Source organism: Actinosynnema pretiosum (assembly GCF_024171695.1).
In the GTDB taxonomy this organism is placed as follows: domain Bacteria; phylum Actinomycetota; class Actinomycetes; order Mycobacteriales; family Pseudonocardiaceae; genus Actinosynnema; species Actinosynnema pretiosum.
Genome location: NZ_JAMTCF010000016.1, coordinates 54042 through 73359, shown reverse-complemented (window position 1 = coordinate 73359; position 19318 = coordinate 54042). Strand labels below are relative to the sequence as shown.

14 protein-coding genes are annotated in these 19318 nt (G+C 74.2%); 10 read left to right on the top strand and 4 right to left on the bottom strand.

What is annotated here, in order from left to right:
- Window positions 1–15: 15 nt before the first annotated feature.
- From LV78_RS29060 to LV78_RS29050, 3 genes are all read left to right on the top strand, one after another.
- A complete protein-coding gene (locus LV78_RS29060) occupies window positions 16–219 on the top strand; it encodes a tautomerase family protein (protein WP_253848893.1) in 204 nt (67 codons plus the stop codon).
- Window positions 220–261: 42 nt separating this feature from the next.
- Window positions 262–1695: a flavin monoamine oxidase family protein gene (locus LV78_RS29055; RefSeq protein WP_253848890.1), complete on the top strand. Its 1434-nt coding sequence runs from the start codon at window positions 262–264 to the stop codon at window positions 1693–1695.
- 125 nt (window positions 1696–1820) lie between these two features.
- A complete protein-coding gene (locus tag LV78_RS29050; protein WP_253848888.1) occupies window positions 1821–3149 on the top strand; it encodes a glycoside hydrolase family 16 protein in 1329 nt (442 codons plus the stop codon).
- 167 nt (window positions 3150–3316) lie between these two features.
- On the opposite strand, the gene LV78_RS29045 is transcribed toward LV78_RS29050, so the two are convergent.
- Window positions 3317–4087 (bottom strand): AfsR/SARP family transcriptional regulator, encoded by a 771-nt coding sequence (locus tag LV78_RS29045; protein ID WP_253848886.1) that lies wholly within the window; start codon window positions 4085–4087, stop codon window positions 3317–3319.
- Window positions 4088–4254: 167 nt separating this feature from the next.
- Here LV78_RS29045 and LV78_RS29040 point away from each other — a divergent pair, with 167 nt between their 5' ends.
- Together LV78_RS29040 and LV78_RS29035 are read left to right on the top strand one after the other, a co-directional pair.
- Window positions 4255–6039: a serine/threonine-protein kinase gene (locus LV78_RS29040; RefSeq protein WP_253848885.1), complete on the top strand. Its 1785-nt coding sequence runs from the start codon at window positions 4255–4257 to the stop codon at window positions 6037–6039.
- A 70-nt stretch (window positions 6040–6109) separates the two neighbouring features.
- A complete protein-coding gene (locus LV78_RS29035) occupies window positions 6110–6898 on the top strand; it encodes an FHA domain-containing protein (protein WP_253848882.1) in 789 nt (262 codons plus the stop codon).
- Window positions 6899–6937: 39 nt separating this feature from the next.
- Here the strand turns inward: LV78_RS29035 and LV78_RS29030 are convergent, their stop codons facing one another.
- From LV78_RS29030 to LV78_RS29020, 3 genes are all read right to left on the bottom strand, one after another.
- Complete coding sequence (locus LV78_RS29030) at window positions 6938–10132, bottom strand: DUF4132 domain-containing protein (RefSeq protein WP_253848880.1); 3195 nt, start codon at window positions 10130–10132, stop codon at window positions 6938–6940.
- Between the two features lie 120 nt (window positions 10133–10252).
- Entirely contained in the window at window positions 10253–11500 is a 1248-nt protein-coding gene (locus LV78_RS29025) for a glycoside hydrolase 5 family protein (RefSeq protein ID WP_253848878.1), read from the bottom strand.
- Complete coding sequence (locus tag LV78_RS29020) at window positions 11497–12531, bottom strand: LacI family DNA-binding transcriptional regulator (protein WP_253848876.1); 1035 nt, start codon at window positions 12529–12531, stop codon at window positions 11497–11499. Before LV78_RS29020 ends, LV78_RS29025 begins: the two co-directional genes overlap by 4 nt.
- 147 nt (window positions 12532–12678) lie before the next feature.
- On the opposite strand from LV78_RS29020, the gene LV78_RS29015 reads away from it, so the two are divergent.
- From LV78_RS29015 to LV78_RS28995, 5 genes are read left to right on the top strand one after another with little or no spacing between them, the layout of a single operon-like run.
- Complete coding sequence (locus tag LV78_RS29015) at window positions 12679–13962, top strand: ABC transporter substrate-binding protein (RefSeq protein WP_253848874.1); 1284 nt, start codon at window positions 12679–12681, stop codon at window positions 13960–13962.
- A 14-nt stretch (window positions 13963–13976) separates the two neighbouring features.
- Complete coding sequence (locus LV78_RS29010; protein ID WP_253848872.1) at window positions 13977–14912, top strand: carbohydrate ABC transporter permease; 936 nt, start codon at window positions 13977–13979, stop codon at window positions 14910–14912.
- Between the two features lie 21 nt (window positions 14913–14933).
- Complete coding sequence (locus tag LV78_RS29005) at window positions 14934–15785, top strand: carbohydrate ABC transporter permease (RefSeq protein ID WP_253848870.1); 852 nt, start codon at window positions 14934–14936, stop codon at window positions 15783–15785.
- Window positions 15782–18043: a glycoside hydrolase family 3 N-terminal domain-containing protein gene (locus LV78_RS29000; protein WP_253848868.1), complete on the top strand. Its 2262-nt coding sequence runs from the start codon at window positions 15782–15784 to the stop codon at window positions 18041–18043. The genes LV78_RS29005 and LV78_RS29000 overlap by 4 nt, the downstream gene beginning before the upstream one ends.
- Complete coding sequence (locus LV78_RS28995) at window positions 18031–19314, top strand: glycoside hydrolase family 125 protein (protein ID WP_253848865.1); 1284 nt, start codon at window positions 18031–18033, stop codon at window positions 19312–19314. The genes LV78_RS29000 and LV78_RS28995 overlap by 13 nt, the downstream gene beginning before the upstream one ends.
- The last annotated feature ends 4 nt before the right edge of the window (window positions 19315–19318 follow it).

The following is a 19318-nucleotide window of genomic DNA, read 5'->3' as shown; positions in this document are numbered from 1 at the left end:
AACGGGAGGAGACCCATGCCGCAGATCCACGTGACGGTGTTGAGGGGCCGGGCGGAGAGCGAGATCACCGCCCTGGGCGCCGCGCTGACCGACGCCGCCGCGCGAGCGCTCGGCGTGTCCCCGGACGTGGTCCGGGTGACGGTCGCCGAGTGCGAGCCGGAGCACTGGTTCGTCGGCGGCGAGTCGGTGGCGAGCCTGCGGGCGGCGGGTCGCCGCTGACCGCGCGACGCCATGACCGGGACTACCAGGAGGAGCGTGATCGTGCGAGAGCCGACCCAGGCGCAGGTGCGCCGTGAGCTGGAGAGTGGACTGCCCGGCCTGCGCCCGCCGCGCAGCGTCGTCGTGGTCGGGGCGGGCCTCGCCGGGCTGGCCGCCGCCCACGAGCTGGCGAGCCGGGGGTGCGAGGTGACGGTGCTGGAGGCGTCCGACCGCGCGGGCGGCCGGGCCTACACGCTGCGCCGCCCGTTCGCGGACGGGCTGCACGCCGAGGCGGGCGCGATGACCATCACGCCGCACTGCCACTACGTGCACCACTACGCGCGCGAGCTGGGCGTGGGGATGGACGTCGCCGACCTGGTGGACTCGCAGTTCGCGTACTTCATGGGCGGGCGGTTCTTCACCCCCGACCAGGAGTCCGTCGCGGGCTCCGGCCTGCCGCTGACCGACGCGGAGCGCGCGCTCGACGTGCCGGGCATGATCAAGCGGTACGTCACGGAGCTGACCGACGAGCTGCGCCCGGACCTGACCGCGCAGGAGTGGCGCGCCACGCCGGGGCTGCTCCCCTACGACGGCCGCTCGGTGCACGAGGTGCTGCGCGAGCGCGGCGCCTCCCAGGCCGCGATCGACCTGATGGAGCCGCTGTTCCTGGAGATGCGCGGCGGCGACCTGAAGTCCGCCTCGGCGCTGTCGTGGCTGCGGCACGAGGCGAGCCCGCACTCGCTGACCCACGCCGACCCGAGGTGGTCGAAGATCAAGGGCGGCACGGACAACCTGCCGCGCGCGTTCGCCGAGCGCCTGCGAGCCCGCATCCACTACCGCAAGCCGGTGGTGCGGGTGCGCCAGGACGACGACGAGGTCGAGGTGACCTTCCTGGAGCACGGCAGGCTGAGCTCGATCAGGGCGGAGCACGTCGTGGTCACCGTGCCGTTCAGCGCGATCCGCCACATCGACCTGGGCGAGGCGCGGCTGCCCGCCGACAAGGTCGAGGTGATGCGCAAGCTCAAGTACTCGTCGATCGTGCGCGTGTACCTCCAGGTGCGCGAGCAGTTCTGGCCGGGCAGGGCGGTCAGCTACTCGACCGACCTGCCGGTCCGCTGGCTGCGCGACGCGACCCCGCGCGCGGAGGGCCCGCGCAAGATCCTGGAGTGCCTGCTGACCGGCTGGCGGGCGCGCGCGATCGGCGCCATGACGGAGGAGGAGCGCGTCGCCTTCGCCCTGGACCAGGTGGAGCAGGTCCTGCCGGGCGCGCGGGCGCACTTCGAGCTGGGCACGTCGGTGGTGTGGGACAAGCAACCCCACATCGAGGGCTCGTACGTCCTCCCGGAGGTGGGCCACGAGAAGCTCCTGCCGATCATCCGCCGTCCCGAGGGGCGCGTGCACTTCGCGGGCGAGCACGCGGGGTTCGAGCCGAACGGGGGGTCGATGACCTTCGCGCTGGAGTCGGGGGTTCGCGCGGTGGTGGAACTGGGGGCGTGAGCCGGGCGGGCGCGGGCGCGGCGGCCCCTCGGCGCCCGCGCCCCGCTCAGCGCCGGTTCAGCGCGGGTTCAGCGCGGTGCGTGATCTTCCTGTCGGTCAGTGCGACGAGACAGGAGGAACGATCCATGACGCTCCACCGGAGAAGACGGCTCGTCGGCTCGGGGGCCCTGGGCGCGGTGGTCGCGCTGGTCGTGGCCGGGATCGCCATCGCCCAGCCGCCCGCCGGGACGGGCACCGAGGTGTCCACGTGCAACAACCCGGTGCTCGGCAAGTCGCTCGGCGAGTGGGGCCCGCTGCGCGGTTCCGGGGCGGTCCGCGAGGGGGTCGGCGACCACCGGTCGGCCCGGTTCGCCTACGCGCAGCGGGACAACCCCGTGCCCAACCCCTCATTCTACCTGCCCCAGCAGCAGGTCGTCGGCGGTGAGGTGTGGTCCTTCGGCTACGACGTCGCCGCCGGGCAGAGCGGGCGGGCGCGCGTCGAGGTCGACTGGTACTCCACCCCCGAGGGGGACAACAGCGGGTACCTCGGGAACGTGCCCGGTCCGTGGGTGCCGTTCGGGAGCGGCGGGTGGACTCGGGTCGCGGGCGGGTTCACCGTTCCGGCGGGGGCGGTGCGGGCCAACGTGCTCACCGACCACGAGTACGGCGCCGCCGGTGCGAGCTTCCGGGCCACGGCGTGCGACTACCGCGTCGGCTCCGGCGCCCCGACGACCACCACCACGACCCCGCCCTCGGACCAGACGCAGGCCGCCGTCCGGCACGGCTGGGGCTCGCCGCTGCCCAGTTCCGACGAGTTCGGCGGCGCGGGCCCGGTCGACCCGGCGAAGTGGTCGACGCCCAGCGGCTCCGTCGGCGGGACGGCGGGCTGCTGGGAGGGGCACAACGGGAACGGCCGCCGGTGCGCCAAGAACGCCGTGGTGGCCGACGGGATCATGCGGATGACCGGTGAGGCCAACGGTGACACGGGGTGGCTCAAGCACCGGCTCGACCGGCAGCACGGCCGCTGGGAGATCCGCTCGCGCTCGCGGAGCACCGGGACCTCGGGCGGGCGGTACCACCCGCTGCACCTGATCTGGCCGACCTCCGAGCGGTGGCCCCAGGACGGCGAGTACGACTGGGTCGAGTACACCGACCCCGACGCCCAGTGCCTGTCGGCGTTCCTGCACTACCCGCACCCCTCGAACGTCGGCGTCCAGCAGGAGCACCGGGAGCTGTGCCCGGTGGACATGCGCCAGTGGCACAACTTCGCGTTCGAGTGGACCGCTTCGGCGCTGGTCGGCTACGTGGACGGCGTCGAGTGGTTCCGCGTCTCCGGCGGGGGCGGGCCGAACGGGCGGCGGGACGTCCAGTCCATGCCGTCGGGGCACCTCAACATCCAGCTCGACAACTTCACCGGTGACGGCGGGCTGCGCGCGGCGGTGTTCGAGGTCGACTGGGTCCGCGTCTACTCCTGATCCCCGGCGTCGGGGGGCGCCGGTGGGGGTGCCGGAGGTGCAGCGGTGGGGTCTGCCACCTGCGGCGGGTCCGGCCCGGCGGGTTCGCGAGCGCGAGCCCACCGGGCCGTTCGCCGTGAGCCGGGCCGTTCGCCGTGAGTTGGTCAGGCGGGCCGGAGATCAGGCGGTCAGGCGCCGAAGGGCGGCGCGCCGGAGGGCGCCCCGACCGGCCGATCGAGGGCGGGGTCGTTGCGCAGCACCCGCTCGTACAGGCGGTGCAGCCCCGGCCCCGGATCGGCGCCCGTCACCACGACCGACGACCGCCGCGCGTCGTGGAAGACCCGGAGCGCGTCGGCGGGCCGTCCGGCGCGGTAGAGGGCCACCATGAGCAGCCCCTGCAACCGCTCGTGCCACGGGTGCGCGGCGACGAGGACGCGCAGTTCCGGGACCAGCTCCGCGTCCCGCCCGGCCCGCACCTCCAGGGCGAGGCGCTCCTCCAGCGCCGCCAGGCGCTCCTCGGCCAGCGCCTGCTTGATCGGGGCGGCGCCGGGAGCGCTCACGTCCTGCAGCGGCTCCCCCCGCCACAGCCCCAGCGCCCGGCGCAGCACCGACGCCCGCTCCTCGCCGCCGGGCCGCGCGACGAGCGCGCGGAAGCGGTGGAGGTCGACCAGCGCGGGGTCCACCTCCAACGCGTAGCCCGCGCCGTGGCGCGCCAGGTGGACACCGGGGTCGACCGACAGGACCCGGCGCAGCCCCGACACGGCCTGCTGCACGACGTTGCGCGCGGTGCTCGGCATCCGGTCGTCGTCCCACAGCACGTCGACGAACCGCTCGAACACCACCACGCGGCCGACCTCCCCCAGCAGCAGCGCCAGCACGCACCGCTGCTGCGCCTTGGGAACCGCGACCTCCACCCCCCGGTGCCACACCGCGACCGGCCCCAGCACACCGAACTCCACGCGCACCCCCGTCGGTCGGGCGTTCCGGACCACTGCGCCGCCCCGCGCGGGCCGCGGACGACCCGCGCAGCGTGCGGCGCGGGGCCGGGAGGGTTCCCGGAGAGGCGGGGAGAGCGGCTTGTTCACCTCGATACGATGCGACGGGGGTCACACGGGGAGAGCGAATCGTGCAGACTGGGCAGGTCGTCGCCAGCAGGTACCGGCTGGAGGAGCGGATCGGCTCCGGGGGCGGCGGGGTCGTGTGGCGGGCCACCGACGAGCGCCTGGGCAGGCCGGTCGCGCTGAAGCGGGCGGGCTCGGGGGACGGGGACCCGCAGCGGTTCCGGCAGTTGGAGCGCGAGGCCAGGCTGCTCGCCCAGCTGAACCACCGGCACGTCGTGACGATCTACGACGTGCTCGACGACGGCGGCGAGTGCTGGCTGGTCATGGAGTACGTGCCCGCGCGGAGCATGGCCGAGCTGGACGTCGTCGCGCCCCGGCAGGCGGCGAAGCTGGGCGCGCAGATCGCCGACGCGCTCGCGGCGGTGCACGCCAAGGGGATCCTGCACCGGGACATCAAGCCGGGCAACATCCTGGTGATCTCCGACGACGAGGTGAAGCTCGCCGATTTCGGCATCTCCCGCGCCACCTCGGGTGACGCGACGGTGACCAACCCCGGTCTGCTCACCGGGTCACCGGGGTACGTGGCGCCCGAGGTCGCGAACGGCGCGGCGCCGACGGCGGCGTCCGACGTGTTCTCGCTGGCGTCCACGCTGTTCGCCGCGGTGGAGGGCGAGTCGCCGGTCGGCGGGTCGGGCGACGGCGTGCTGCTGCGCCTGCGGCGGGCCGCCAACGGCTCCGTCGCCGCGCCGCGCCGCAGCGGACCGCTCGCGCCCGCGCTGGAGCGGATGCTGCGCGTCGACGCCGGGGAGCGCCCGACCGCCGCCGAGGCGCACGAGATCCTCGCGGACGTCGCCGGTGTGGAGGTGGCGCGGCGCGCGCCCGTCCCCGGCCCGGTGCGGCGGCGTGGACCGCTCGTCGCCGCCGGGGCGCTGGTCGCGGTCGCGGCGGTGGTGGGCTGGACCGCGCTGTCCGGCGGGCCCGACGCGCCCGACGCGCCGACGGGGCCGGTGCTCGCCGGTGACCAGCGCGCCGCCGACCCGTGCGCGCTGGTCCGCGACGCGGCGCTGGAGCCGTTCGGCCAGCCCAACCTGGTCTCCGACGACTCCGGGTTCAACCAGTGCAACTCCATCGTCAAGAAGGGCGGGAAGGAGGCGAACGTCCTGGCGCGGATCGAGCGCACCCCCGGCGAGCAGTCGCCCGTGCAGGCCCGGGACCGGGGGCGCTACCTGCTCGTGGACGAACCCTCGGGCGAGGGGTCCTGCGGGCGCAGGTTGCTGCTGCCCGACCGGTACGAGATCCGGGTCGAGGTGACCAGGGCGGACCTGATCGGCGCCGACGCGTGCGAGATGGCCGACGCCGTCGTCCGCAGCAGCGACGCGGTGATCTCCGGGGGGCCGATCCCGGAGCGCCGCCCCGGCAACCCGACGCTGCGGCCGGACTCGTTCAGCGGGGCGGACGCCTGCCGGGCCGGGGACTCGCCGTCGTTCCCCGAGCGGCCGGGGATCGACCGGGCGAACCCGGAGGTCGGGTTCGGCCGCTGGGAGTGCACCTGGAGCAGCGCCGCCGACGGGGTGGTCTACCGGTTGCGCTTCACCAGGGCCAAGCCGTTGAGCAGGAGCGGCGGGGAGAAGCTGGAGATCGACGGCAGGCAGGCGGTGATCGGCTACCCGGGGGACGCGCCGGGCAACGACAAGTGCGAGGTCGAGGTGCACAACTTCACCTACGCGGACGCCTACGGCGACCCCAAGGACGAGGTGCTGGAGGCCACCGTCGTCGGGGACGGCCTGCCCTCTGACGAGCGGTGCCGCCTCGCGGTCCGGTTGGCCACCGCCTTCTTCCCCGCGCGGTGACGCGGGAACCCTCCCGGAGGTCCCGGACAGGCTGGGGGGAGCTGCTCACCCGAGGCGCCAGGAGGCGGACGTGGTGGAAGACCGGTCGAACGAGCTCCCCGCGAGCCGCTGCAGCCTCGCCCTCGGCGTGGCCTCGGACACCGCGCCCGGCGTGCTGCACGTGCTGGCGGCGGGCGGCGGCGCCGCCTTCGGCCCCCTGGAGGGGCGGACCGTCCTGTTCGGGCGGGGCAGGCCGGACGTGCACGTGTGCCTGGGCGAGGACGACCTGCGGGTCAGCCGGGCGCACGGGGCGCTCACCCGCCGAGGTGACCGGTGGTGGATCAGCGCCCTGGGCCGTCTTCCGCTGAGGTTGCCGGGGTCCCGCCTGCTGTTCCGGCAGGACGAGCCGATCCCGCTGCGGACGGGGTACACCCCGCTGTTCGTCCGGGGGTCGCACGAGCGCTTGCACCTGCTCGAGGTGCACGTGCAGCCCACGGACGGCGACCGGGCGCCCGCCGACCACCTCGGGACGACCCGGCCACCGCGCACCTGGCCCCTCACGGCGGCGGAGAAGCGCGTGGTCGTCGTGCTGGCCCAGCGGTACCTGCTGCACGAGCCGCACCCGATCCCGCTGTCCTGGCGCCAGGTCGCGGAGCACCTGAACGAGCTGCGGCCGGACGAGGGCTGGACGCACAAGAAGGTCGAGCGCGCGGTCGCCGAGGTGCGGAACCGGTTGAGCGCCCACGGCGTCTCCGGCCTGACCCGCGAGGAGGTCGGCGAGCCGATCGGGAACACGCTGAACCACAACCTGATCCGCGAGCTGATGGAGAGCACCACCCTCGTGCCGCCGGACCTGCGCGCGCTGGAGCAGGAGGGCTGAGGCGCGCGGCGGCCCCCGTGGCGCGCCACGGGGGCCCCGTCAGCGCGACAAGGCGCCGTTCACGTCCGAGAGGAGCTCCGAGACCAGCACCGGGTCCAGGTCGCCGAAGCGCGGATCGGTCGGGGTGGCGGCGGGGTCGCCGGTCGACGACAGGCGCAGTTCGCCCAGGAGGAGGTGCGGGAGGTGGTCGAAGGAGGAGAACGGGAGGCCCTGGTCCAGGTGCAGGAAGACCCAGTGGGACTCGTCCAGGTTCCTGCGCAGCCACGGGGGCGCCTGGGGCGCGGCGGTGGCGTCGCGGCTCCAGCCCTTGTTGATCAGGCCAAGCAGCCTGCCCGGCGCGGCCTTCTCGCCGGTGAAGCGGGACAGGGACGGGCTCGTCCGCTCGGCCTCGGTCAGCGCCGTCCAGGGTCTGCCCAGTTGGGGGAACGGTTGCACGATCTCGTAGTCGGCGAGCAGGTCCGACCACGCGGGGATCGCGTCGGCCAGGTGCAGCGGGTGCGCGACGCCGATCAGGGCGTCGTCGGGGATCTCCACCCCGGCGTCCGAGAGGTCGGCCGGGGTGTGGTCCTCGGACAGGCGGAACGGGTGGTGGCCGGTTCCGGTGGACACGGCCCACACCAGGCGCTTGGCCAGGTGGGCCAGGAGCGGGTGGGTGGTGAGCAGGGCCCGGAACTCGTCGCCCCGCCAGCGCCTGCCCGTCACCATCGCCTGCTCCAGGCGCCTGGCCTGCTCGGTGATCGTCCGGGCGACCTCCTTGCGCAGCGACGAGAAGCCGGCTCGGGCGGCGGTGGCGCGGGCGTGGTCGTCGGTCTCGGCGGGTGCGGGGGCCGTTTTCCGGCGTGCGCCGTCCGGGAGGACCACCAGGGGCGTCAGGGCCTTGTCGAACTCCACGGGGAAGGAGCGCGGGCCGTAGTCCAGGAGGAGGCGCGTGCCGATCCCGAAGTCGGGGACCAGGCGGTCGGCCAACTGGTCAGGGGTGAGGCCCGCCGCGGTGGCGGCGGCGGTGATCCGCTCCGCCGCCTTCGAGCGCAGGGACTTGCTGGAACCCTTGTGGGACAAGGTGTTCATGGCGCGCAGCGCGGTGTCGGCGCCGATCTCGCCGAGGACGTCCAGCGCGGTGACCGCGCGCTGGAACGCGCCTTCGCCCGGCCAGCGGTCGATCAGCTCGGCCAGGTCGCGGACGGTCGTGTCGTCGCCGATCCCGCCCTGCGCGGTCAGCGCCCAGCCCGCCGACGGGAGCGCGCCCTCGGCCAGCCAGGTGTGCAGCAGGGCCCGGCCGAACGCCGCCAGCGACCTCGGGTCGCAGGCCTCGCGGACCGGCGCCAGGCCTGCCCGGCGGGCGCGGGGGTCGGGCACGGCCAGCAGCGCCAGGAGGTTCTCGACGGCGGGCGCGGGCAGCGCCGGGCCGTCGTCGCGCAGGAGCACGGGCGGCAGGGTGAGCGGGGTCGCCCACTCCGGCAACGACGGGCGGGTGCGCGGCAGCAGGGACAGGGGGTCGCGGGTGAGCGTCGCGCGCAGGCCGGACTCGGCTTCCGGGCCGTACTCGGCGGCCACCGCCAGCACGGCGTCCAGGCCGAGGTCGTCCGCGACCAGGCGCAGCGCGCGCTCGGCGGCTCGGCGCGGGGCCTCCCGCTCGCCCAGCGCGGCCGGGATCAGGGGGCGGGCGGCGTCCAGGCCGTGTCGGGCGAAGTAGGCCTGCGCCGGGGCGCGCATGGACTTGAGCCGGTCGCCCCACTCGGCGAACAGGGTCGCGATCGACGCGCTGACCAGCGGGGCGGCCACCTCGAACGCGCGGTCGCGCCTGGTCGACGCGACGTGCGCGACGGCGCCCGCCGCGTCCGCCTCGAAGCGGGCCACCAGGCGCAGGCCCCAGACCCAGAAGGCGTCCGCGTTGTCCGGGCGCCACGCCGCCACCACCGGGCGGGCCAGGGCCTCGGGCGCCAGCAGGAGCACGGGGTGTCCCGCGTCGCCGTCGTTCGCGCGGGCCACCTCGCGCAGCGCCCGCGACCAGTCGGCGGGCCGGAGCGGTTCGCGGGGCAGGGAGAACAGCTCCTGCTCCAGCCACTGCTCGCGCTCGCCCGGCAGCCAGCGCACGCCGGGGCGGTCGATCGGCGTCAGGCCGGGCACGACGACCTCCTCGACCACCGGGGCGATCTCCCACGGCGGGTCGACGAGCGGGCGCGGCAACCGCACCGGGGCGGATTCGGCCGCAGGGGGCTCGGCTGCGGCGGACTCGGCTGCGGGGGACTCGGCGCGCGCCACCGGCAGCAGCTCGGGCGGGGCCAGCCGGGCGGCGCGCTCGGGGAAGCGCTTCACCGCGTCCCGCAGCGGTTTCACGCCGATCGGGCCCTGCGCGGCCAGGACGGTGAACGCCTCGTCCAGCGGGAACTCGGAGATCAGGCCGAGGACGCGCTTGCGGGCGGCTGCGGGGAAGTCCGGCAGCCAGCGCACGAGGGTGGGCAGCACGTCCTCGGGGCCGATCGCGTCGACCAGGGTCGGCAGCACCCAGGAGGGGTCCCGCACGCCCTCGGGAGGGCAGCGGTCCACCAGGGCCTCCAGCCACCGGCGGTCGGCGACGGTGCCAAGGAACAGCCAGGGGGTGATGTAGCGGGAGGCCAGGACCGACAGCTCCTCGAACAGGGGGTCGGTCCAGCCGGTCTCGGTGGGCAGCAGGAACGCGGCCAGGGTGCGGCCCCTGAGGGTGCCCCGGTGCGCGGCAACGCGCTCCACCGCCGCCTCGTGCTCGGCGTCCGACGCGGCGGCCAGCGCGTGCCGCACGCGGGCCAGGGGTCGGTGGCCCGCCCAGCTCCACTCGATCGCCTCGGTGTCGAACCGGGTGGTCAGGACGCCGTCGCGGTCGACCCGGTGGAGCGCGGAGACGAGCACCGCCTCGGCGGCGAACACCACGCCGTGCTCGGCCGCCCAGGCGTCGGCGAAGCAGGCGGTCTCCTCGGCCTGCCACGTCCCGGCGTCGTGCTCCACGATCCGGTGGACGATCCCGGCGCTGACCGGACCGGGGGTGGCCAGGTGCTCCTCCAGGGACCTCGCGAGCGCGTCGCCGCGCCTGCCCCCGGCCAGCGACTCGCGCGAGGCGGCGATCAGACCGCGCACCCGCACGGCGGCGTCGGGCGCCAGCGCGCGGGCCTTGCGGCCGTCACCCCGGCGCGGCAGGACCTGCCGCGCCTGCGCCCCGCCCATCACGTAGGCGTCCTCCGAGGACACTCGCCCACTCATGCCCGACCCCCTGGAATCCCGATGGTGGGACGGTAGCGGGGCGCACCGACATTTTTGGGGTTTTCGCAGGTCCAGAGGTCTGCGGAGGGTGACCGGACGGGCACCGGGCGTGCGCGCGGCTCAGGCGGGCGCCCCCTGCGCGAGCGTCAGGATTCCGCGTGCCTCCAGCGCCTCGGGGGACGCGGCTGCCGCGCTGGTCACCACGGTGACGTCGGCGCCCTGCTCGCGCAGTTCGTGCCAGCGCTCGAAGACCGCCCCGCCGGGGGCGAGGGCGGTGCGGGACAGGGGGCGGTCGTCGGCGTCCACGTCGACCACCACGGCGACCGTCCTGGGCTTCGGGGACGGCGGGGTGCGCCTCGCCTCGGCGATCAGGTCGGCGAAGCGGCGGCCAAGGGGCTTGACGTTGTTCTCCGTGTCCAGCAGGCCCAGGGAGTACTCCAGGTCCTTGTAGTCGCCCAGGGTCCGCGAGACGTCGTGGGAGCACCACCAGGTGATCGCGTAGAGGTCGGTGGTGGTCAGCGCCGCCTGGACGGTGCGGGTGCAGAACTCGGGCATCTCCGCCTCCGCCAGGTTCATCGACGGGGCGCCGACCTCCTGCAACCAGACCTGGCGGGTCGGGTCGGTCGCGAAGGCCTTCGACAGCTCGATCATCCACTCGGCGTGGCGGACCGACTGCGGGGACAGTGCGCCGTAGCGGGCGGCCGTGCCGTTGAAGATCCAGGAGTGCACGGTGGTCATGTCGCCCAGGCGGGTGGCGTGGGTCGGGACGAAGGGGTGCTCGTCGCGGTACCAGAGGTGGTCGTTCTCGCTGTGGGTCACGACGTGGCGCGGGTCGCGGTCGCGCGGGGCGGTGAGCAGCGAGGTCAGCCAGTGCGTCACCTGGTCGGTGGTGGCGGGCATCGCGGCGGGGTTGGGGGGCTGGAACTGGTTGACCTCGTTGCCCAGGGTCAGGCCGAGGAAGTTCGGGCGGTCGCGGACCGCGTCGTAGACGGCGGCGACCAGGGCGGCCTGGGCCTCCACCGCGGGCTGGTCGGTGAACATGTTGGTGCTGTGCCAGTTCACCAACCAGGCGGGCACGAAGTCGAAGCCGGACATGTGGCCCTGGATCACGTCCACGGCGATGTCCAGGTCGAGCTCCGCGGCGACGTCGGCCACCAGGGCGATGTCGTCCAGCGCCCGCTGCCTGATCAGGGTGCGGTTCGGCTGGAGCACCGGCCACAGCGGGAAGACGCGCACGTGGTCGACGCCCAGGGCGGCGATCGCCGCGAAGTCCGCGCGGACGACGTCGGGGTCGACGGCCATCCACTGGAACATCCAGTCCTTCGACGGGGTGTAGTTGACGCCGAACCTCGGGGTGCTCGTGGTCAAGGGCTCTCCTCGCGGTTGTTCGGAGCGGGGGCCGTGGACTCGCGGACGAGCAGGCGGCGACCGCTGACGGTCTGGGGGGTGGCTTCCTCGCCTCGGACCAGGCGTTCGAGCAGGGCGACGGCGGCGCGGGCGCTCTCCTCGACGGGGGCGTCGAAGGCGGTCAGGCGGGGGCGGACGATCGTGGACACCCAGGAGTCCTCCCAGGCGATCACCGAGAGCTGGTCGGGGACGCGGACGCCGACCTCGGGGGCGTGCGCGACGATCTCGGCGGCGACGGTCTCGCTGTCCACGATGATCGCCGTCGACTCCCCCAGCCTGCCCAGCAGGTCCGCCACCGGGTCCTCGGCGCCCTTGTCCCACGCCGCCACCTCGGCCCGGACGCCGCGTTCGAGGGCGGCCTCGCGGAAGCGCTCGTCCCTGGCCCTGGTGTGGGCGAGGCCGGGCGCGTCGGTGACGCGGGTGACGCTGCGGTGGCCGAGCCCGGCGAGGTGCTCGACGGCCTCGGCGAACGCGGTGCCGTCACCCACGGTGACCGAGGCGACCGGTCCGGGGACGGGCGCGCCGAGCAGGGCGGCGGGGGCGCCGAGCTGCTCGACCAGCGCGAGCCTGGGATCGTCGTCGCGCACGTCGACGAGCAGGAACGCGTCGACCCGCTTCTCGCCCCACCACTGCCGGTAGAGCTGCTCCTCGTCCTCGTCGGGCCGCACGAGGGTCAGCGACAGCGACCAGCCGAGCTCGGCCAGCGGCTCGGTCAGCCCGGCGAGCAGGCGCATGAAGAAGGGGTCGCGGCCGAACGTGCCCCGCGACCGGGCGATGACCAGGCCGAGGCTGCGCCCGCCCCCGCCGGAGACCTTGCGGCTGGCCAGGTTCGGGCGCCAGTTCAGCTCGTCGGCGGCGGCGCGGATGCGGGCCGCGGTGGCTTCGGAGACGTTCGGCCGTCCGTTGAAGACGTGCGACACCGCCGACGGTGAGACGCCCGCCCTGCGGGCCACCGCCGCGATCGTCACGCGCTTCGTGCTGGGTTCACTCATGGCACCGCCGAGGCTAAGGGCATTGACCGCCGGATGTAAAGCGGTATACCTTGCTCGCCACTTCGATTGTGTACCGCTTTACAAACCCGCCCCTCAAAGGCGGTTCCGCGTATCCGGATGACGCTACGAAGCTTCCGAGGAGGGCTCTTGTCCCACTCCATCAGCAGGCGCACCCTGCTGCGCGCCGCGATCGGTGGCGGTGTCGCCGCGCCGCTCCTGGCGGGGTGCGGCGCGTTGACGCCCGCGTCCAGCAAACCCGGCGCCCTCTCGGTGCACACCCAGCTCAGCGGCGCCGTCGCGGGCGCCAAGGTGTTCGCCGACGCGGTCGCCGCCTACGAGCGGCGGACCGGTCGTCCGGTCGCGCTGCTCAAGAACGGCTCCGACCTGCCCATCGTCTTCGAGACCAGCTCGCTCGCCGGTGCGGAGGCCGACGTCGCCCTGGTGAACCTGCAGGGCCGCACGCTCTCCTGGACCGGCCTGGGGGCGACGATCCCGCTCACCGGGCTGCTCGACGAGTGGGGGCTGAGCGACAAGATCATCCCCGAGGCGCTGGCCGAGTGGACCGACGGGGACGGCAACCTGCGCGCGTTCCCGTTCACCCGCACCAACTGGCCCGTCTCCTACAACACCAGGCTGCTGGAGCAGGCGGGCGTCCAGATCCCGACGACCTCCGACGAGCTGATCGCCGTGGCGCAGGCGTTGCGCGCCAAGGGGATCGGGCCGGTGACGGTCGGCGGGTCCGACTGGAGCGGGCAGAAGATGTTCCTCCAGGTCATCCAGGGCTTCCTCACCCCCGACGAGGCCAAGGAGGTGTTCAGCAGCGGCAAGCTCTCCGAGAGCCCCGCCGCCATCGCCGGGGTGCAGCACTTCGTGGAGCTGCGGGACGCGGGCGTCTTCGTCGACGACGTGCAGGGCTACACCTCCGACTCGGAGCTGACGCAGTTCAACACCGGCAAGGCGGCGATCGTGCCCGCCATGTCGTCGGCGCTGGCGAAGGTGCCCGCCGAGCGGGCGAAGGAGGTCGTCGTCGGCGGCTGGCCCAAGCCCTCGCGCGGCGGCGTGCTGGAGCACCCGAGCGTGATCCGCAGCTTCAACGGCCACGGCATCTGGATCAGCCGCAGGGGCGCGGAGAAGCTCGACCTGATCAAGCCCTTCGTGCAGAACCTGTACAGCGACGAGGTGATCGACTCGATGATCCTGGGCTCCGGCCGGGACATGAGCCGGATCACGGACACGGTCAGCAAGGACTTCCCGCTCGTCGCGCAGGCCTCCCGCCTCACCGACCAGCAGGTCTCCCCCGTCATGCTGCCCGACCTGGTCATCCCCCAGTCAGCGTTCGAGCCGATGATCCAGGCCACGGCAGCCGCCTACGGCCCGATCCCCGCCGAACGGATCATCGAGGTCTTCGAACGGGCCTACGCCACGGTGTGAGGAAGGAGCCGACCTTGACCGCTACGACCGACGCCGTTGTCGGCGTCACGACCAGTCCAGAACCTCCCACCCCGCCCGGCCGAGCCCCGCGCCCGTCCGCGCGCGACCGCTTTCCCGGCTTCGCGCTGCCCGCGCTGATCTGGTACGCGGTGTTCATGATCGGCCCGGTCCTGGCGATGATCGTCATCGGGTTCCTGTCCTGGCCGGGGATGCTCGTCCAGCCGGGGTTCGCCGGACTGGACAACTTCTCCCGCGTGTTCGCCGACGAGAACTTCTGGACCGCCGCGGGCAACTCGGCGCTGCAGATCGTGGTCGGCCTGCCGGTGATGATCGTGCTGGCGTTCCTGCTCGCGTTCTACGTCGTGCAGAAGCCGCGCGGCCACAAGGTGCTGCGCTACCTGCTCTTCATCCCCGCGCTGATCTCCGCGCCCGCGACCGCGATGGTCTTCTACGCGGTGCTCAACCCGGACGGCCTGCTCAACGGCCTGCTGCGACCGCTGGGCCTGGACGGCGCGGCCTGGCTCGCCGACCCCTCCACCGCGCTGGGCGCGATCGTCGCCGTCGAGCTGTGGAGCGGCATCGGCTACTCGGCGGTGCTCATCGCCTCGCGGCTCGACGGCGTGGACGCCGAGATCGTGCAGGCCTCGCGCATCGACGGCGCCGGTGACTGGCGGATCGCCTGGGGCATGTACTGGCCCATCGCCCGCGACTTCATCGGCGTCGTGACGATGCTCCAGTTCCTGTCCATGCTGTTCAACTCGGCGCAGACCGTGCTGCTGCTGACCCAGGGCGGGCCGGGGACGTCCACGACGACGCTCTCGTACCTGGTGTACCGCAAGGCGTTCGTCGAGACCGACCTCGGTTACAGCCAGGCGGTCGGCCTCATCCTCTTCGTGCTCGGCCTGATCGGCATGGGCGCGATCCGCAGGGTGCTCCGCGCGACCTACTGACCCGAACCCGAGGAGTCCACCATGGCCGGGACCGCCCGCCGCCCCCTGCGCGACCGCGCTGGTTCGATCACCAGCGGCGCGCTCGCCTGGATCTACGCCGCTCTGCTGATCGTGCCCCTGTACTACTTCATCGTGTCCTCGTTCAAGACGAACGAGGAGATCTTCGAGTCCCCGCTGGCGTTCCCGAGCACCTGGGACTTCGGGAACTTCACCACCGCGATCGACCAGGCCGACCTGGTGCCCGCGGTCGCGAACTCGGTGCTGACCACGCTCGGCGCGCTCGTGCTGACCCTGCTGCTGGCCCTGCCCGCCTCGTTCGCGCTCGCCCGGTCCACCGGCAGGGTCGGCAAGGCGGTCGAGGGCGTGTTCGCGCTGGGCTTCCTGATCCCGTCGTTCGCCGCGCTGTTCCCGACCTTCCTGCTCGCGGCGCTGCTCGGCCTGTTCCACACCCGCACGTTCGTCGTGCTGCTGCTGCCCGCGACCGCGCTGCCGCTGTCGATCGTGATCCTGACGTCGTTCATGCGCACCATCCCGCGCGAGCTGGAGGAGGCCGCGTCGATGGACGGGGCGTCGGCGTTCCAGGTGCTGCGGCAGGTGTACCTGCCGATCTGCGTGCCGGGCATCGCGACGGTGCTGCTGCTGAACTTCCTGTCGTTCTGGAACTCCTACCTGTACCCGCTGATCCTGATCGGGCCGGACACCGCGCAGCGCACGATCCAGGTCGCGCTGCCGACCCTGAAGGTCGACGCGGGCACCGACTACGGCGTGCTGATGGCGGGCACGCTGTTCACGCTGCTGCCGGTGTACCTGGTGTACACGGTGCTCCAGCGGCAGATGCAGCGCGCGCTGGTGTCGGGGGCGGTCAAGGGATGATCACCGCTTCCGCGCTGTCGCCGCAGAACCGGGTCGGGCAGGTCAACCAGCGCCTCAAGGGCTGGGAGGCGCTGCGCTGGGTCGACGGGGCGCCTCGGGTGACCGACGTGCTCAAGCGGGAGGTCGACCGGTTCGGCGGCCTCGGCGCGATCTACGGGGTGCTGCGCGCCGACCCGTGGTCGGAGGTGAACTGGCGCAACGGGATTCCGCCCGAGCGCAGCGCGGAGGCGTGCGCTGCGGTGCAGGAGTACGTGACGCGCAACGGTTGTGGCGTGCCGGTGCTGTTCGTGGAGGAGGTCCCGCACGGGTTGCAGGCGCTCGGCGGGACGACGCTGCCGGTGAACCTCGCGCTCGGGGCGGGCATGGACGCCGGGCTGACCGAGGAGCTGGCGGCGGCGGTGGCCGCCGAGGTCCGGGCCAGGGGCACGCACGTGGCGCTGGTGTCGGGGCTGGACGTGCTGCGCGATCCGCGCTGGGGGCGCGCCGAGGAGTGCTTCGGCGAGGACCCCGCGCTGGCCGCGCTGCTGGTGGCCGCGACCGTGCGCGGGATGCAGGGGACGGCTCCGGGTCCGATCGGCGCGGGGCGCGTCGCGGTGGTGGCCAAGCACCTGGCGGCCCAGGGCGCGGGGATCGGCGGGCGCAACGGTTCCGGCGCGCCGATCGGGCCGAGGGAGCTCGGGGAGGTCCACCTGCGGCCGGCGCACGCGGCGGCGCGGGCCGGGGTCGCCGGGTTCATGGCCGCGTACAACGACGTCGACGGCGTGCCGTGCACCGGCAACCGGGAGCTGCTGACGGGCGTGCTGCGGGAGGACTGGGGCTGGGACGGGATCGTCATGGCCGACGGCACCGCGATCGACCGGCTCCGCGACAGCACCCCCGATCCCGCGGCGGCGGCGGCGCTGGCCCTGCGCGCCGGGGTCGACCTGAGCCTGTGGGACGAGGCGTTCACGCACCTCGGGGAGGCGCTGGACCGGGGGCTGGTGGCGGAGGCCGAGCTGGACCGCGCGGTCGACCGGGTGCTCGCGCTCAAGCGGCGGGTCGGTCTGCTGGACGGGCCCGTGCCGGTGGAGTCCGTGCCGGTGGAGTCCGCGTCGGTCGCGCGTGACGTGGCCCGGCTGGTCGACCGGGCCGCCCGGCAGGCCGTGGTCCTGGTGCGGGACGACGGGGTGCTGCCGCTCGACCCGTCCGGCGTGGTCGCGCTGATCGGCCCGAACGCCGACGACCTCGACTCGCAGCTCGGCGACTACACCCCGCCCCGGCCCGCCGACGACCCCGGCGCGTCGACCGTGCGCTCGGCGCTCGTGGCGCGGCTCGGCGAGGAGCGGGTGCTGCACGCGCCCGGATCTCGGGTGCGCAGCGCGCTCGGACCGGACGCGCTCGCGGCGGTGGAAAACGCGATCGACCGCGCCGACGTCTGCGTGCTGGTGCTCGGCGGCACGAGCAGGCGCAGCTACGGCGACGAGTTCGCCGACAACGGCGCGGTCGCGGAGTCGGCGGCGGACACGACCAACGGCGAGGGCGTCGACCTGGCCTCGATCGCGCTTCCCCTGCCGCAGCTGGAACTCGCGCGCGTGGCCCGGTCGAGCGGCAAGCCGGTCGTGGCCGTGGTGGTCGACGGCCGACCGCGCGCGCTCACCGAGCTGGCCGGGCTGGTGGACGCGCTGCTCGTCGTGCCCTTCCCCGGCCCCAGCGGGGGCGCGGCGGTCGTGGGCGCGCTGCTCGACGGCGCCGCCTCGGGTCGGCTGCCCGCGTCGTTCCCGGTGGCGGACGGGGTCTTCCCGGTGGCGCACGACGAGCGCGTGGAGACCGCGCGCGGGTACGCCGACCAGCGGCGCCCGGTGGGCATCCCCTTCGGCAGCGGTTCGCCGCCCTCGGTCACCACGCGGGTCCGAGGGGGCGAGCACCGGATCTCCGCCGACGCGCTGGAGAACGGCGGTTCGCTGCGGGTCGCGGTGGAGGTGGTGAGCACCGGCGGGCCGCGATCCGTGGCCGTGCCGCTCTACGGCCGCCGCCACGAGCTCGGCGTGCGCCCGCGCCGCCGGACCCTGCTGGCCGTGCGGCGCGTGCTGTGCGAGCCGGGCGAATCCGTGGTGGAGTTCGTGCTGGGTTTGGACGAGCTGGGTTCGTGGGCCACCGGGCGGCCGGTCGCGCTCCCGGTCGAGGTCGGCGCGTGGAGCGGCGACGAGGTGGACGAACCGGCTGGCGCGGTGCGGATCAGCGTCACCGACGAGGGAGGGAGCACGCCGTGGCGACGGTGAGCGAGACGATCGGCGCGGCGGCGGACCGCGTGCGGGCGACGTCCGGCGAGCGGATCGGCGCGATGGTGGAGGCCGCGCTGCTGCGCACGCTGCGGGACACGATCACGATCGGCGCGGACGGCAGCGCGTTCGTCATCACCGGCGACATCCCCGCCATGTGGATGCGCGACTCCACCACGCAGCTGACGCCGTACCTGCGGTTCCTCGCCGACTGCCCGCCGCTGGCCGAGCTGGTGACCGCCGTGGTGCGCAGGCAGTTCGCGTGCCTGGAGCACGACCCGTACGCGAACGCGTTCAACGACGGCCCGACCGGCGCCCGCTACGAGCCGGAGGACCTGTGCGCGGACCCGCGCGTGTGGGAGCAGAAGTACGAGATCGACAGCCTGGCCTACCCGGTGACCCTGGCGCACGCGCTGTGGCGGGCGACCGGGGAGGCCGGGGTGTTCGACGAGCGCGCGCGCCACGTGCTGCGCACGATCGTCGCGCAGCTGCGTCTTGAGCAGCGGCACGACGAGTCCCCGTACCGCTTCGAGCGGCCGGGCGCGAAGTCGACCGAGACCCTGGCGCGCGGCGGTCGCGGCACGCCGGTGGCCGTGACGGGCCTGACGTGGAGCGGTTTCCGGCCGTCGGACGACGCTTGCACCTACGGGTACAACATCCCGGCGAACCTGTTCGCGGCGCAGGCGCTGCGGGCGATCGCCGAGATCGCCGAGGAGGTCTGGGCCGACGCCGACCTGGCCGCCGACGCCCGCGCCCTCTGCGCCGAGCTGGTCGCCGCCGTGGAGGCGCACGGGATCGTCGAGCACGGCGGCGAGCGGATCTACGCGTACGAGGTCGACGGCCTCGGCGGGGTGCTGCTGATGGACGACGCGAACACCCCGTCGCTGCTCTCGCTGCCCCTGCACGCGCCCGACGTGGTCGACGCGGGGGTGTGGCGGGCGACGCGGGCGTTCGCGCTGAGCGACGCGAACCCGTACTACTCCAGGGGTTCGGTGGCGAGCGGCATCGGCAGCCCGCACACCAGAGCGGGCCGGGTGTGGCCGATCGCGCTGGCCGTGGAGGGCCTGACCGGCACGGCGGCGGACCGGCGACGGCTGCTCCGGCTGATCGCCGACACCGACGCGGGCACCGGCCACGTGCACGAGAGCTTCGACCCGTCCGACCCGACGGCGTTCTCCCGGCCGTGGTTCTCCTGGGCGGACTCGATGTTCTGCGAGCTGGCGCTGGCGGTGGCGGACGACGGGGCGCGGGGCGACGGGGCGCCCGCCTGACCGG